Origin of the sequence: Caballeronia sp. GACF4, assembly GCF_023631025.1 — a bacterium.
Classification (GTDB): domain Bacteria; phylum Pseudomonadota; class Gammaproteobacteria; order Burkholderiales; family Burkholderiaceae; genus Caballeronia.
This window is the reverse complement of record NZ_JALQDW010000010.1, coordinates 91,795-106,795: the sequence shown is the minus strand read 5'-3', so window position 1 is coordinate 106,795 and position 15,001 is coordinate 91,795. Positions and strand designations below refer to the sequence as shown.

The window sequence follows — 15,001 nt, the reverse complement described above, 5'->3', positions numbered from 1 at the left end:
GGAGCACATCATGGAAGCAAGAGAAAACATCGTCGGGCAAGCGGGTGAGGCGGTGGCGAACGCGCTGATTCCGCAGAAGAACGACAAGCAAAAGTGGTATCAGCAACTGACGGAATACAGTCTGATCGTGATCTTCGTGGTGATGTTCGCCACAATGTCGCTGACGGTCGATCACTTCTTTTCGATCGAAAACATGCTCGGACTGGCCCTGTCGATCTCGCAGATCGGCATGGTGGCCTGCACGATGATGTTCTGCCTCGCCTCGCGCGACTTCGACCTTTCGGTCGGCTCGACGATCGCCTTCGCCGGCGTGCTTTGCGCGATGGTGTTGAACGCGACGGGCAATACGTTCATCGCGATCATCGCGGCGGTGGCGGCGGGTTCGGTGATCGGCTTCGTGAACGGCGCGGTGATCGCCTATCTGCGCATCAACGCGCTGATTACCACGCTCGCCACGATGGAAATCGTGCGCGGCCTGGGCTTCATCGTGTCGCACGGTCAGGCGGTGGGCGTGTCGTCGGACACCTTCATCGAACTCGGCGGACTGTCGATGCTGGGGATTTCCCTGCCTATCTGGGTCACGCTTGCATGTTTCATCGTTTTTGGCGTATTGCTCAACCAGACTGTGTACGGCCGCAATACGCTCGCAATTGGCGGCAATCCGGAAGCCTCGCGGCTCGCGGGCATCAACGTGGAGCGCACGCGCGTGTGGATCTTCCTGATCCAGGGCGCGGTCACCGCGCTCGCGGGCGTCATTCTCGCTTCGCGGATCACGTCGGGTCAGCCGAATGCCGCTGAAGGTTTCGAATTGAACGTGATTTCCGCGTGCGTGCTGGGCGGCGTGTCGCTGCTCGGCGGACGCGCGACGATCTCGGGCGTCGTGATCGGCGTGCTCATCATGGGCACGGTCGAAAACGTGATGAACCTTTTGAACATCGACGCGTTCTATCAGTACCTCGTGCGCGGCGCGATCCTGCTGGCCGCCGTGCTGCTGGATCAGCTGAAGAATCGCGGGTCGCGGGACTGAGCCTCCGGTCGTGTCGTTTGCATCGCCGCGAGAGCCATATGGCTTTCGCGAAGCCAAACTCTTGTGAACAAGCCCATGTCAGCCACTGAAAAGAAGCTCGCCGTTTATCCCAGCCTCGCGGGCAAGACCGTGCTCATCACGGGCGGCGCCACCGGTATCGGCGCGTCCTTCGTGGAAAACTTCGCCGGTCAGGGCGCGAAGGTCGCGTTCTTCGATATCGATACGGCCGCGGGCGAAGCGCTCGCCGACCGGCTCGGCGCGTCGCTGCCCGAAGGCCGTTTCAAGCCGCTCTTCCTGCGTATCGATCTGACCGACATCGACGCCTTGCGTAAAGGCATCGTCGATGTGCGCTCGGCGCTCGGGCCCATCAGCGTGCTCGTCAACAACGCGGCGAACGACAAGCGTCATTCGATCGAATCCGTGACGCCCGAATCGTACGATGCCGGCATCGCGGTGAACATTCGCCATCAGTTCTTCGCGGCGCAGGCGGTCATCGAAGACATGAAGCAGCTCGGCGGCGGCTCGATCATCAATCTCGGCTCCATCAGCTGGATGCTCAAGCAAGGCAATTTCCCGGTCTACGTCACGTCGAAGTCGGGCGTGCAGGGCATGACGCGCGGCCTCGCGCGCGATCTCGGCAAGTTCGGCATTCGCGTGAATACGCTCGTCCCGGGCTGGGTGATGACCGAAAAGCAAAAGACGCTCTGGCTCGACGACGCAGGCCGCGAAGCCATCAAGCTCGGCCAGTGCATCGACGCCGAACTGATGCCGGAACATCTCGCGCGCGCGGCGCTGTTCCTGGCGTCGGACGACAGCAGCATGTTGACCGCGCAGGATATCGTCGTCGACGGAGGATGGGCGTGAAAGCGCGCCTTCTCGTCGACAGCCAGTGCGCGCTCGGCGAAGGCGCGACGTGGTGCGCGCGAAGCGGCCGCTTCTACTGGACCGATATCGAAGGCAAGCGTCTGTGGCGTTACGATCCGCGCGATGGCAAAAGCGAATCCTTCGAAATGCCCGAGCGGCTCGCGTGCTTCACGCCGTGCGCCGATGCGGGACGCTTGCTGCTCGGCCTTGCATCGCGGCTCGCGTTCTTCGACCTGACGACGCGCGAGATCGAGACCATCATGCTCGTCGAAGCCGATTTGCCGACGCGTCTGAACGATGGCCGCTGCGACCGCGAAGGGCGCTTCGTGTTCGGCACCAAGCACGACGTGGAGGATGCGCAGGCGGTCGGCGGGTTCTATCGGCTGAATCACGATTTGTCGCTCGAACGGTTGCCGCTTCCGGACTGCGCGATCTCGAACAGCATCGGCTTCAGTCCAGATGGCGCGACGATGTACTACTGCGATTCCCCGACGCGCCAGATTCGCGCGTGCGATTACCCGAGCTTCGCGAACGACCGCGTGTTCGTCGAATTGAGCGATGCGACGGGCGTTCCCGACGGTTCCATCGTCGATGCCGATGGCGGGCTCTGGAACGCGCAATGGGGCGGTTATCGCGTGGTGCGTTATGCACCCGATGGCCGCGAAAGCGCGCGTGTCGATGTGCCGAGCGCGCAACCGAGTTGCGTCGCGTTCGGCGGCGCGGACTTCGCCTCGATGTATGTGACGAGCGCGCGCGTCGGACTGAACGAGCGTGCCTTGCAGACCGATCCGCATGCAGGCGGCGTGTTCATCGCCACACCGGGTGTGCGCGGAATCGAAGAAGCGGTATTTCAGGGCAAGCCATGAAACCAAGGCGCCGCGCTCTGCGTTCAAGCGCGCCCAAGCCCGGCCACGCCGGGCAGTTTCGCCTCTCGCTGGAGTACGAGCCATGACTGCTGCGCGCACAGAAACAGGATCGAACGCGGTATCCGCATCCACGGCGCAGGCGAACGCCCGCCGTTCTCGTCTCGCCGCCGCCAAGGAGCCGCCGATACGCCCCGGCCCGGGCACCGCGGCGGTCGCTATCGGCAGCGCGGGCGTCGCTGGCTGCATCACGCTTGCAAACGCGCATTTGCGGCTCGATGTCGCGCCTTCGCTCGGCGGCGGCATCACACGATTCGACTGGCGTCATGAAGGCGCGCTCGTGCCGATCTTCCGACCTTGCATCGAACCGGGCCCGGACACCGATCCGAATCAGCTCGCCTGCTATCCGCTGCTGCCGTATTCGAATCGCATCGGCAATGGGCAGTTCGAGTTTTCCGGCCGCGCGATCGACGTGCCGTGCAACCGCGCGGGCGAACCGCTGCCCATTCACGGCGACGGCTGGCTCGGCGCGTGGCAAGTGGAAGAGGAAGAGGCAGACGCAGCCCATGTGCGCATGACGCTCGACCGGCGCGACGGCAAGCCGTATTCGTATCGCGCAACGCAGACTTATGCCTTGGACGACGCGACGCTCGTCGTGACACTCGACGTTCAGAACACGGGCGATCAGGCGCTGCCGTTCGGTCTCGGGCTGCATCCGTTTCTGATGCGCGAAGCGGATACGGAGTTATCCGCGGCGGCGGGCGGTCTCTGGCTTTGCGGCGACGACTGGCTGCCGGTGCGTCACGTTCCCGCGCCGCCCGCGTGGCAGTTCGGCGTGGCATACCCGATGCCGTCCGAGATGGTGAACAACGCCTTCACCGGCTGGAGCGGACGCACGAGCGTGCTGTGGCCCAGGCGTCGGCTGTCGCTCATCATCGCCGCCGATACCGACTACTACGTGCTCTACGCGCCGCCCGGCGAGAACTTCTTTTGCTTCGAGCCGGTGGATCATCCGATCAACGCGGTGAACCTGCCCGGTGGAGGCGAGGCGCACGGCATGACGGTGCTCGAACCGGGCGAGCGGCTCGCGCGTACGTTTCGCTTCACGGTCGAGCGAACGGGCGATGCGTCGCGGCGGGCCAGTCCACGCACGCGCGCCCGCGCGGGTTCGGGCGCGAAGGCGAAGGCACGCGCAACGCATGCACGCGTGGATGGCTGAAGGAAAGCCAGATGACAGACGCCTGAGAGCAAGCGATAAAAGCGGCGGCTTGCCGGACGATTCGGAGGAGTAGGGTGGAACGCCGGCACGTTAAAATGCGTGCCATCGACGTTCTTCGAGAAGCCTCCCGCCATGTCCTTCATTCAATCGCTCAACGCCGCGTGGTCGCGCACGCAATCGCTGCTGTGCGTCGGTCTCGATCCCGAGCCGTCGAAGTTCCCGGCCGCGCTCAAGGGCCGTTCGGACGCGATCTTCGAGTTCTGCCGCGATATCGTCGATGCCACCGCGCCTTACGCGTCATCGTTCAAACCGCAGATCGCGTACTTCGCGTCGAATCGCGCGGAAGATCAACTCGAAGCGCTGATCGCGCATATCCACGAGAAGCATCCCGGCATTCCCGTGATCCTGGATGCCAAGCGCGGCGACATCGGCAGCACGGCGGAGCAATATGCGCGCGAGGCGTTCGAGCGCTATCGTGCGGATGCGGTCACGGTCAACCCGTACATGGGTTTCGATTCCATCGAGCCGTATCTCGCGCATAAAGGCAAGGGCGTGATCGTGTTGTGCCGGACCTCGAACGCGGGCGGCTCCGATCTGCAGTTTCTCGATACAGGCGGCAGGCCGCTTTATCACGTGGTCGCGACGCTCGCGGCCGAAAGGTGGAATAAGAACGGTCAGCTCGGACTCGTGGTTGGCGCGACGTTTCCGAGGGAAATCGAAGCGGTGCGTTGTATTGTCGGCGAGATGCCGTTGTTAATTCCAGGTATCGGCGCGCAAGGCGGCGATGTCGAAAGAACCGTGCGCGCGGGCCGCACTGGCAACGGCACGGGCATGCTGATCAATTCGTCGCGCGCGATCATCTACGCGAGCAAGGGCGAGGATTACGCTCAAGCCGCTGCGGACGCGGCGAAGAAAACGCGCGATTCGATCAACGCGTATCGATAAGAACGATGCGCGGCTTCGGCAATGCGACGATGCATTAAAGCCGCGCTGAAACGTGGATCAGCGGGTACCGATGAATTCGCGGCGTTTCAACTCTACGCCAATTCACGACCAATACCGCGAAGTCAGAACGCGATGCGATCGAAGCCACATCGCCGCTTACTTCTCCCTGCGCTCCAGCAACTCCAGCAAGCCCCTCAACGCATGCGCCGCCGCCTGTGTGCGTACTTGTTCGCGGTCCCCCTTGAACAACTGCGTCTCGACAGCCGTATGCAGCCGATTGCTCCACGCAAACGACACCGTTCCCACCGGCTTCGCCTCGCTGCCGCCCCCTGGCCCCGCCACGCCCGTGATCGACACCGCCACCTGCGCGCGGCTGTTGCGCAAGGCGCCTTCGGCCATTGCTTTCGCCACCGGCTCGCTCACCGCGCCATGCTGTTCGATCAACGCAGCCGGCACGCCGATCATCTCGGTCTTCGCGAGGTTCGAATACGTGACGAAGCCGCGCTCGAACCACGCACTGCTGCCGGAAATATCCGTGATCGCCGCCGCGACCATGCCGCCCGTGCACGACTCGGCGGTCGCGAGCGTCAGCCGTTCGTCGCGGAGCTTGTTGCCGACGCGAATCGCGAGTTGGTGAACGACGGTATCGGTTGCCATGACGATGTTCCGAAGGGTTGAAGGTGAGAAGAACGACCGTCAGACGGTCATGCGCCAGAGCGCGATCACGAGCAGCGAGAAGAACGCCGCGACCAGGTCGTCGAACATGATGCCGAAGCCGCCTTTCAAATGGCGGTCGAAATAGCGAATGGGCGGTGGCTTGACCATGTCGAAAAAGCGAAACACGACGAACGCCCACAACTGTCCGGTGAACGTCGCGGGCGTGACGAGCAGCAGCACGAGCCAGAACGCAATGATCTCGTCCCACACGACCGCCGACGGGTCCGCGACATTCGTCTTCTTCGCGGTGAAGCCGCAGAACCAGCATCCGGCAACAAAGCCGATGACGATCAGCGCGCCCCATTCGGCCACCGTCAGATACTGATTGAACACGACGAACGAAACCCACGCGAAGAGCGTACCGACGGTGCCGGGCATGATCGGCGAAAGCCCGCTGCCGAAACCGAGCGAAAGAATATGCAGCGGATGCGTGAGCATGAAGCGCGCGCTCGGCTTGCGCGGCGCGCCGCGCGCAGTGGGGGGATCGCCCGGGAGCGCCGGGGTCGGGTCAGTCTGCATGAAAGTGGTCGAAGCCTTGCAACGTCAGTGAAAGCGGCGCGCCCGTGTTGTCGCGCCAGTCGATAGCGGGCGTACTCGTCGTGCACGGCGTGCTCATCGCTTCGATTGTACCGATGCGCGTCAACGCCACGCCCACGCGTTCTGCAATGCGAGCCACGGCGTCACGCCGCTCGCGCGGCGCGGTGAAGCAGAGTTCGTAGTCGTCGCCGCCCGCGAGCGCGCATTGGCGGCGCGCGGCTTCGGGCAACGCGCGAACGGCATCGGAGCACGGCACGGCGTCGGCATCGACGATGGCGCGCACGTTCGACCGCCTGAGGATATGCATGAGATCGCCGGCCAGGCCATCGGAGATATCGAGCGCCGCGTGCGCGACGCCGCGCAGCGCGAGACCGAGCGCCACGCGCGGCTCGGGGCGTTCGAGCGCCATGTTCCATGCGGACGACGCCGCCGGCCATTCGCCGCGTATTGCGCCGAGTCCCGCGCGGGCATCGCCCAAGGTGCCGGAAACGTAGATGTCGTCGTCGGGCTTCGCGGCATCGCGACGCAATGCCGCGCCATGCGGCACGTCGCCGAAAACGGTGATGCAGATGTTGAGCGGACCGCTCGTGGTGTCGCCACCGATCAGCGCGCAGTCGAAGCGCTGCGCGAGCGCGAAGAGGCCGTCGCTGAATGCGGCGAGCCACGCTTCGTCGGCGCGCGGCAAGGCGAGCGCAAGCGTGAACGCGTGCGGCTTCGCGCCCATCGCGGCGAGATCGGAAAGGTTCACGGCGAGCGCCTTGTGGCCGAGCGCGTTCGGATCGACATCGGGAAAGAAGTGACGGCCTTCGACCAGCATGTCCGTGGAAATAGCCAGTTGATGTCCGGCGGGCGGCGCGATCAGCGCGCAATCGTCACCGATGCCAAGCGGCATGGCGGCCGCGTTGTCGTGTCGTGACGATGGCGGGCTCGCGCGGCGGGCGAAGTATCGATCGATCAGTGAAAACTCGGAGAGCATCGTGGGCGTCAAGGCTGATTGTTGCGCTGCAAGATAGAAATGTATTGGACGGCAAAATGCATCGGCGAGCGGTGAACGTACCCGCATCGTGTCTCGAAAAAACCGGCCGATGCGCTGAAAGCCTTGCTGTGCTTCAGGATCAGACCTTTTAAAGTCACGGCACTTGTAGCTGAATTGCATGGACTGCGGGCTAAAGCGCTACACGAATGGCGCTACAATGCGTTCGAACTTCCATTCTAATTCCCGCACTGCTAGCCCGCCTTATGACGACTGACGCCAATACCAAGCTTCGCGAAGCCGCGCTCGACTATCACGAGTTTCCGGTCCCCGGAAAGATCGCAATTGCGCCGACCAAGCAGATGATCAACCAGCGCGATCTCGCGCTGGCTTACTCGCCGGGCGTCGCGTTCGCGTGCGAGGCGATCGTTGAAAATCCGCTCAACGCCGCACGCTTCACCGCGCGCAGCAACCTCGTGGGCGTCGTGTCGAACGGCACGGCGGTGCTGGGTCTCGGCAACATCGGTCCGCTCGCTTCCAAGCCGGTGATGGAAGGCAAGGCCGTGCTCTTCAAGAAGTTCGCGGGTATCGACGTGTTCGACATCGAGCTCAACGAAAGCGATCCGCACAAGCTCGTCGAAGTGGTCGCCGCGCTCGAACCGACGTTCGGCGGCATCAATCTGGAAGATATCAAGGCGCCGGATTGCTTCATCGTCGAGCGCGAGTGCCGCAAGCGCATGAAGATTCCCGTCTTCCACGACGATCAGCACGGCACGGCTATCGTGGTCGCGGCAGCCATCACCAACGGCCTGAAGGTGGTCGGCAAGGACATCGCCGAAGTGAAGCTCGTGGCGTCCGGCGCGGGCGCGGCGGCGCTGGCCTGTCTCACTTTGCTCGTCGATCTCGGCATGAAGATCGAGAACATCTTCGTCACGGACTTGGCCGGCGTGGTCTATAAAGGCCGCACCGAACTCATGGACCCGGACAAGGAACGCTTTGCTCGCGAGACCAGCGCGCGCACGCTCGCCGAAGTGATGGAAGGCGCGGACGTGTTCCTCGGCTTGTCGGCAGGCGGCGTGCTCAAGCAGGAAATGGTCAAGGGCATGGCCGCGAAGCCGCTCATTCTCGCGCTTGCCAATCCGACGCCGGAAATCCTGCCGGAACTCGCGCTCGAAGTGCGCCCCGATGCCGTGCTCGCCACCGGCCGCACGGACTACCCGAATCAGGTCAACAACGTTCTGTGCTTTCCGTTCATCTTCCGTGGCGCGCTCGATGCGGGCGCGACCACCATCACGAAGGAAATGGAAATCGCGGCGGTGAACGCAATCGCGGAACTGGCGCGTCAGGAACAAAGCGATATCGTCGCGACCGCGTACGGCATTCAGGACTTGTCGTTCGGCCCCGAGTATCTGATTCCGAAGCCTTTCGATCCGCGTCTCATCGTGAAGATTGCGCCAGCAGTGGCCAAGGCCGCGATGGACAGCGGCGTGGCGACGCGTCCTATCGAGGACATGGACGCCTACGAACAGCACTTGCAGCAGTTCGTCTACCACAGCGGCACGACCATGAAGCCCGTGTTCCAGCTCGCGCGCAGCGTGGAGCCGGAGAAGAAGCGCATCGTGTTCGCGGAAGGCGAGGAAGAGCGCGTGCTGCGCGCCGTGCAGATCGCCGTCGACGAAAAAATCGCCAAGCCGATTCTCATCGGCCGGCCGGCGGTCATCAGACAGCGCATCACGAAGTTCGGTCTGCGTCTCACGCCGGATGTCGACTTCACGATGGTCGACACCGATCACGACGAGCGCTACCGCGACTTCTGGCAGACGTACTACAAGATGATGGCGCGCAAGGGTATCAGCGAGCAGATGGCCAAGCTCGAGATGCGCCGCCGCACCACGCTCATCGGCGCGATGCTGGTGGAAAAGGGCGAAGCCGACGGCATGATCTGCGGTACGGTAAGCACGACGCATCGGCATTTGCACTTCATCGATCAGGTGATCGGCAAGAAGGAAGGCGCGAAGGTCTACGCGGCCATGAACGGCCTCGTGTTGCCGGGCCGCCAGATTTTCCTGGCCGACACGCACGTCAACGTCGACCCGACGCCCGAGCAGCTCGCGGAAATCACCATCATGGCGGCGGAAGAGGTGAAGCGTTTCGGCATCGTGCCGAAGATCGCGCTGCTGTCGCATTCGAACTTCGGCACGAGCAACGCGCCGACCGCGCAGAAGATGCGCGACGTGCTGGCTATCCTCAAGCAACGCGCGCCCGATCTCGACGTCGACGGCGAAATGCACGGCGACGTCGCGCTCGACTCACGTTTGCGCAAGGAAGTGCTGCCGGAATCGACGCTCGAAGGCGACGCCAATTTGCTGATCCTGCCGAACATCGACGCCGCGAACATCTCGTACAACCTGCTGAAGACTGCGGCGGGCAACAACATTGCCATCGGTCCGATGCTCCTCGGCGCGGCAAAACCGGTGCATGTGCTGACGGCATCGGCGACGGTGCGGCGTATCGTCAACATGACGGCGCTGCTCGTGGCCGACGCGACCGCTGCACGGTGAACGAATGAACTGAGCGTCTGCCGTACGACGACGTGCCAATTGAACGCGGCGGAATTTTCCGCCGCGTTTTTTTTGGCAGCAAAAAACGCGGGCGAAAAAAAAAGCGTGCCGTGGGTCGTTGGCACGCTTCGAGGCAAGAGCAAAGGGGCTTCACTCGCCCTCCAAGGGTCAAAAACAGAGCCTCGGCGGAGCGCCTGCCGTGAAGCCGACAAGTGAGGCGACTCGTCATATGGCTTCGCGGCTCTGCGGGACAAATTATTATCTCGTTCAGGATAAAAATCTCTCAGATTTGGGCTAAATATTGACTTGATTTTTTGCCAATCTCCATGCTTTTTGGCAATTTTAAGGAAGAATTGCCGATTTCTCGCGGAACGTTGCTTCCCCTTGTCATTAGCGATACCCTTGCATCTTTCATGGTCGTCGAATTCTGATAACGCGGGGACAACCGTTTCGTGATGCGTGCATGGGTTTCAACCATCGTCGCCTTGAGTCTCATTCTTGGCGGGTGTGGCAAGGACGAATCCCGTGGCGGCGCACCAGACGCGGCATCCGCGGGTCCCGCTGCCATTCAGGCAAGCGAGGCGCCGGGAACGCCCGCCGAATCGGCAGGGTCTCTTGGTCGGGGACCGGTGCGGGAACCCACGCAACGGTCTGCCGAATCCGGCCGGCCTGAGCGTGACGGGCTCGCCACCATCGGCATTGCGCAGTTGCCGAAGCAGGCAGTGGCGACATTGCGGCTGATCGAAGCGGGCGGCCCTTTCCCTTATCCAAAGGACGGAGTCGTGTTCGGCAATCGCGAGCGTGTGCTGCCGCGGCATCCGCGTGGTTATTACCACGAGTACACGGTGCCCACGCCGCGTTCGCGTGACCGGGGCGCCCGGCGAATCGTGTGTGGCGGGTCGAAGCGGCAGACTGGCGACTGCTACTACACGGACGACCATTACGCCAGTTTCAAACGCATTGCGGACTAACTAGGGATTAACGGCATGAGCGACAACATCTACGCGCACGACAACGGCGTCGCGAGTGATCTTTTCGCAACCGGCGATGGCAACCTGTTCCAGCGAGTATTGCGGCTACGCATGACAGAACACGACAACAGACCCGATGACGAGCCGAATCCGGTGCAGGCGCATCCTCAGGAACCGGCGGAGGAATCCGAGTCTCTTTTCGCGACGGTGCGGCCGAATATCGTGCAATCCATCCGCGCGTTCCGTGTTCAGGAACTCGCCGACGAAGCGAATCGACTCGAACAGCATTTTCTTTACGCGTATCTCGGGCAGGCGCAGAGCAAGCAGGAAATCCTGGAGACCATTGCGACGTCGTTCCTGTTTCCCAAGCACTTCGGCAAGAACTACGACGCGCTGTACGACTCGCTGACCGATCTCGTCCACAAGGCGGGCTCGCAACCGGGTTTCGTGATCGTGCTGGAGCAATTGCCGATTGCGCAGAAATTCGACAAGGAAGGGCGCGAGACGCTGCTCGACGTGTTCCGCGACGCGGCCGAGTTCTGGGCCGAACGGCGCGTGGCGTTCCGCGTGTTCTATTCGTTCGTTTGACGCGCTGAAGCGAGCGCTGCTCGCGCGACGTTTGAAAATGAATCAGCCCGATGGGTCTTGCTCATCGGGCTGATTTTGTTTTGCGGGCTGTCGTCCCGTTCACCAGCCGCCCCAACGCGCGGCCAGTGCCGCCAGCACCGCGATTCCCGCCGTCTCCGTGCGCAACACGCGCGGTCCGAGACCGAGCGCGGAGAAACCCGCCGCCACGATCTCACTTTCTTCCGATGGCGAAAATCCCGCCTCCGGTCCAATCAGCAAAGTCACCGGTTCGCGCGGCGCTTTTGCGGGCAGCGTCGCGAACGCGAGTTCCGCGCGCGGCGAAAGCAGCAAGCGCAGCTCACCATCGGAGGCGGGCGGCAAGTCGGCGAGCCAGGCGTCGAGATCGCGCGGCGGCGCGACGTGCGGTACGCGATTGCGTCCGCATTGCTCGCAGGCGGCGCGCACGAGCGCTTGCCAGTGCGCCTGACGCTTGAGCGCACGCTCGCCCGCAAGCCGCACGACGCCGCGCTCGGTCGTCAGCGGCACGATATCCGCGACGCCCAGCTCCACCGTTTTCTCGATCAGCCAGTCCATCTTGTCGCCGCCCGCGACGCCTTGCGCGAGTATTACGCGATACGGCGGCTCCGCGTCACGTTCGTCGTGTTCGTCGATCCGCGCGCTGGCCGCACGTTTCGCGATCTCGGTCAGCTCCGCGCGATACTCGCCGCCTTCGCCATCGAAGAGCGTGATGACATCGCCGGTCTGGAGGCGCAGGACGTGCACGTGGCGCACGACATCGTCGGGGAGGGGCAAGGTTTGGCCCACCGCGAGCGGGCCGTCAACGTAAAAGCGTGGCATAGGTAACGATCGCGGATGCAGAACCCGCGGATAGTGAAGTTGCCTTGAGGGAATGAAACAGCGCTTAGTTCAGATGCCGCGCAATCGCCCAGCGATAGCCATCCGGATCTTCGATCTGCGCGAAGCGGTCGCCCCAGAACTGATCCTGTGGCTCGATGAGCGCTTTCGCGCCCACGGCGATGGCCTGCGCGAAGGTGGCATCCACGTCGTCCACATAAAGATAGAACGACTGCGGCGCCATGATGCCGGAGCTCTTCGGCGTGCGCGCCTGCGAGCCGTAAGCGCCCTCCGGCGCGAACATCACGATCAACTGGCCGCGATACGTCATCTCGACGTGGATGATGCTGCCATCGTCGTTCACGCTGTCGCGCACCGCGAAGCCGAGCGCTTTCTCGTAGAACCCGATGCTCACGCGCGCATCGCGCACGGTGAGATAGGGCGTCAACCAGGGCACGTCGGCCGGGCGTGGGTCTGTCATCGAAAGCACTCCTTCAAGCCTTGCTGCACGAATACGGTGAGGGACATTCTGCCACGAAGCCCGGCATGCCATCCGGAGGCGCCGGCGCTCGAAGCGAAGCAGCCGCTGCACGGAACGTGCCCGCCGCGATGGTCAGCGATGCGCGTCGAACGGCGATGCTTTGGCGCTTGCTCGCGGCCTGTCAATCGGACCGGTCTGTTAGAATGACGGCCTCCCGATCCTCGTCGTTTCTCGTCGTTCCGGTCCTGAAAACGTTGTGTGCCGCGGGTCCGGCGCGTAGCAGAATCACTGCGGATTATTTCAGGACCAGCCGGAAGCTCCCGAGCTTTCCAAGCACTCGACACGACATGACGACCCAGCCCTCCAGTCAGACCGCCCTCATGGCCAACGCGATCCGCGCGCTTGCCATGGATGCCGTTCAACAAGCCAATTCCGGTCACCCCGGCATGCCCATGGGCATGGCCGAAATCGGCGTCGCGCTGTGGTCGCGCCATCTGAAGCACAACCCCACGAATCCGCACTGGTTCGACCGCGACCGTTTCGTTTTGTCGAATGGTCACGGCTCCATGCTGCTGTATTCGCTGCTGCACCTGACCGGCTACGACCTGCCGATCGGTGAACTGAAGAACTTCCGCCAACTGCATTCGAAGACGCCGGGCCATCCGGAAGTGGGCATGACGCCGGGCGTCGAGACCACCACCGGGCCGCTCGGTCAGGGCGTCGGCAACGCGGTCGGCATGGCGCTCGCCGAAGCGTTGCTGGCGGCCGAGTTCAACAAGGCCGACGCGAAGATCGTCGATCACCATACGTATGTTTTCCTCGGCGACGGTTGCCTGATGGAAGGCATCTCGCACGAAGCCGCATCGCTCGCGGGCACGCTCAAGCTGAACAAGCTGATCGCGCTGTACGACGACAACGGCATCTCCATCGACGGTCACGTCGAACACTGGTTCCACGACGACACCCCGAAGCGTTTCGAAGCCTACGGCTGGAACGTGGTCCGCGCGGTAGACGGCCATGACGTCGAAGCGGTCGATGCCGCCATCGCCACGGCGAAGAACTCGGACAAGCCCACGCTGATCTGCTGCCGCACGGTCATCGGCAAGGGTGCGCCGACGAAGGCGGGCGGTCACGACGCGCACGGCGCGCCGCTCGGCGACAAGGAAATCGCCGCGACGCGCGCGGGCCTCGGCTGGAATTACGAGCCGTTCGTGATTCCGCAGGAAGTCTATGCGGCGTGGGACGCGAAGGAACAAGGCACGCACGCCGAAGCCGAGTGGAACAAGGCGTTCGAGGCCTACCGCGCGAAGTACGGCAGCGAAGCGGTCGAATTCACGCGCCGCATGAAGGGCGAATTGCCGACTGACTGGAAGGCGAGCGCGGCGAAGATCATCGAAGATGCGAACCAGCGCGCCGAAACGGTCGCTTCGCGCAAGGCATCGCAACAGACCATCGAAGGTCTGGCCGCTGCGTTGCCGGAACTGCTGGGCGGTTCAGCGGATCTCACGGGATCGAACCTCACGAACTGGAAAGCGTCGAAGCCCGTACGCGCCGCCGGCGACGCAGAAAACGCGAACCCCGGTCACGCGGGCATCCAGTGGGGCAACCACATCAATTACGGTGTGCGCGAATTCGGCATGAGCACGGCCATCAACGGTCTCGCGCTGCATGGCGGCTTCCGCCCGTTCGGCGGCACGTTTCTGACGTTTTCGGATTACAGCCGCAACGCGTTGCGCGTCGCGGCGCTGATGAAGTCGCGCTCCATCTTCGTGTTCACGCACGACTCCATCGGTCTTGGCGAAGATGGCCCGACGCATCAGTCGATCGAACACGTGTCGAGCCTGCGTCTGATTCCGCAACTGCAGACGTGGCGCCCGGCCGACACCGTGGAAACGGCGGTGGCCTGGACGCATGCAATCGAACATCAAGGTCCGTCCACGTTGATCTTCAGCCGGCAGAATCTGCAATTCTCGCCGCGCAACGACGTGCAGATCGCGAACATCGCGAAGGGCGGCTACGTGCTGCGCGACTGGAACGACGACATTCCGGCGCGCAAGATCATCCTCATCGCGACCGGCTCGGAAGTGCAGCTCGCGATGCAGGCGGTCGAGGCGCTGGCGAAGGACGGCATCGGCGCGCGCGTCGTCTCGATGCCCTGCACCAACGTGTTCGACAAGCAAGACGCCGAATACCGCGAGCGCGTGTTGCCCAAGGGCGTGGCGCGCGTGGCGATCGAGGCGGGCGTGACGGATTTCTGGCGCAAGTACGTGGGCCTCGAAGGCGGCGTGGTCGGCATCGACACGTTCGGCGAATCCGCACCGGCGGGCGAGCTGTTCAAGCATTTCGGCTTCACGGTGGAACATGTCGTCGAGACGGCGAAGTCCGTGCTCGCGGCCTGAACCCGGCAGTCAACGGTTTTTT

The 15,001-nt window shown here is 63.3% G+C and carries 13 protein-coding genes and 2 pseudogenes; 10 read left to right on the top strand and 5 right to left on the bottom strand.

The genetic code is table 11. The features are described 5' to 3' along the window. The first annotated feature begins 10 nt into the window (after positions 1–10). The 5 genes from araH to pyrF all read left to right on the top strand — a co-directional run bounded on the left by araH (position 11) and on the right by pyrF (position 4,918). Positions 11–1,027 (top strand): L-arabinose ABC transporter permease AraH, encoded by a 1,017-nt coding sequence (araH, locus tag NCR40_RS11295; RefSeq protein ID WP_244826248.1) that lies wholly within the window; start codon positions 11–13, stop codon positions 1,025–1,027. A 75-nt stretch (positions 1,028–1,102) separates the two neighbouring features. Next, positions 1,103–1,891, top strand: a complete 789-nt coding sequence (locus NCR40_RS11290; protein ID WP_244826247.1) for an SDR family NAD(P)-dependent oxidoreductase — start codon at positions 1,103–1,105, stop codon at positions 1,889–1,891. After that, the gene (locus tag NCR40_RS11285; protein WP_244826246.1) at positions 1,882–2,757 is read left to right on the top strand and encodes an SMP-30/gluconolactonase/LRE family protein; all 876 of its coding nucleotides are present in this window, start codon (positions 1,882–1,884) and stop codon (positions 2,755–2,757) included. The genes NCR40_RS11290 and NCR40_RS11285 overlap by 10 nt, the downstream gene beginning before the upstream one ends. Before the next feature lie 82 nt (positions 2,758–2,839). Beyond that, a complete protein-coding gene (locus tag NCR40_RS11280) occupies positions 2,840–3,973 on the top strand; it encodes an aldose 1-epimerase (RefSeq protein WP_250509482.1) in 1,134 nt (377 codons plus the stop codon). Positions 3,974–4,105: 132 nt separating this feature from the next. Then, a complete protein-coding gene (gene pyrF, locus NCR40_RS11275; RefSeq protein WP_250465655.1) occupies positions 4,106–4,918 on the top strand; it encodes an orotidine-5'-phosphate decarboxylase in 813 nt (270 codons plus the stop codon). A gap of 156 nt (positions 4,919–5,074) precedes the next feature. Here the strand turns inward: pyrF and NCR40_RS11270 are convergent, their stop codons facing one another. Genes NCR40_RS11270 through thiL form a run of 3 tightly spaced genes read right to left on the bottom strand, consistent with a single transcriptional unit; the run spans position 5,075 to position 7,148 of the window. Next, complete coding sequence (locus NCR40_RS11270; protein ID WP_244826243.1) at positions 5,075–5,575, bottom strand: CinA family protein; 501 nt, start codon at positions 5,573–5,575, stop codon at positions 5,075–5,077. 39 nt (positions 5,576–5,614) lie between these two features. Beyond that, on the bottom strand, positions 5,615–6,154 hold the full coding sequence (locus NCR40_RS11265) for a phosphatidylglycerophosphatase A family protein (RefSeq protein WP_250509481.1): 540 nt from the start codon (positions 6,152–6,154) through the stop codon (positions 5,615–5,617). Then, on the bottom strand, positions 6,144–7,148 hold the full coding sequence (thiL, locus tag NCR40_RS11260) for a thiamine-phosphate kinase (RefSeq protein WP_250509519.1): 1,005 nt from the start codon (positions 7,146–7,148) through the stop codon (positions 6,144–6,146). Before thiL ends, NCR40_RS11265 begins: the two co-directional genes overlap by 11 nt. 263 nt (positions 7,149–7,411) lie before the next feature. Between thiL and NCR40_RS11255 the strand changes: the two genes are divergently transcribed. The 4 genes and pseudogenes from NCR40_RS11255 to NCR40_RS11245 form a co-directional block, all read left to right on the top strand. Further along, on the top strand, positions 7,412–9,706 hold the full coding sequence (locus NCR40_RS11255; RefSeq protein WP_244826241.1) for an NADP-dependent malic enzyme: 2,295 nt from the start codon (positions 7,412–7,414) through the stop codon (positions 9,704–9,706). A 452-nt stretch (positions 9,707–10,158) separates the two neighbouring features. After that, positions 10,159–10,677, top strand: a complete 519-nt coding sequence (locus NCR40_RS11250; RefSeq protein WP_250509480.1) for a ribonuclease — start codon at positions 10,159–10,161, stop codon at positions 10,675–10,677. 15 nt (positions 10,678–10,692) lie between these two features. Further along, a pseudogene (locus tag NCR40_RS31610) lies at positions 10,693–10,800 on the top strand (barstar family protein); the annotation flags it as partial. Positions 10,801–10,869: 69 nt separating this feature from the next. After that, positions 10,870–11,265, top strand: a pseudogene (locus NCR40_RS11245) (barstar family protein); the annotation flags it as partial. A gap of 99 nt (positions 11,266–11,364) precedes the next feature. On the opposite strand, the gene NCR40_RS11240 reads toward NCR40_RS11245, so the two are convergent. Both NCR40_RS11240 and NCR40_RS11235 read right to left on the bottom strand, forming a co-directional pair. Next, positions 11,365–12,102 (bottom strand): 16S rRNA (uracil(1498)-N(3))-methyltransferase, encoded by a 738-nt coding sequence (locus tag NCR40_RS11240; RefSeq protein ID WP_250509479.1) that lies wholly within the window; start codon positions 12,100–12,102, stop codon positions 11,365–11,367. 64 nt (positions 12,103–12,166) lie between these two features. After that, positions 12,167–12,580: a VOC family protein gene (locus NCR40_RS11235; RefSeq protein ID WP_244826237.1), complete on the bottom strand. Its 414-nt coding sequence runs from the start codon at positions 12,578–12,580 to the stop codon at positions 12,167–12,169. A 347-nt stretch (positions 12,581–12,927) separates the two neighbouring features. Between NCR40_RS11235 and tkt the strand changes: the two genes are divergently transcribed. Continuing rightward, positions 12,928–14,979 (top strand): transketolase, encoded by a 2,052-nt coding sequence (gene tkt, locus NCR40_RS11230; protein ID WP_250509478.1) that lies wholly within the window; start codon positions 12,928–12,930, stop codon positions 14,977–14,979. Positions 14,980–15,001: the final 22 nt, after the last annotated feature.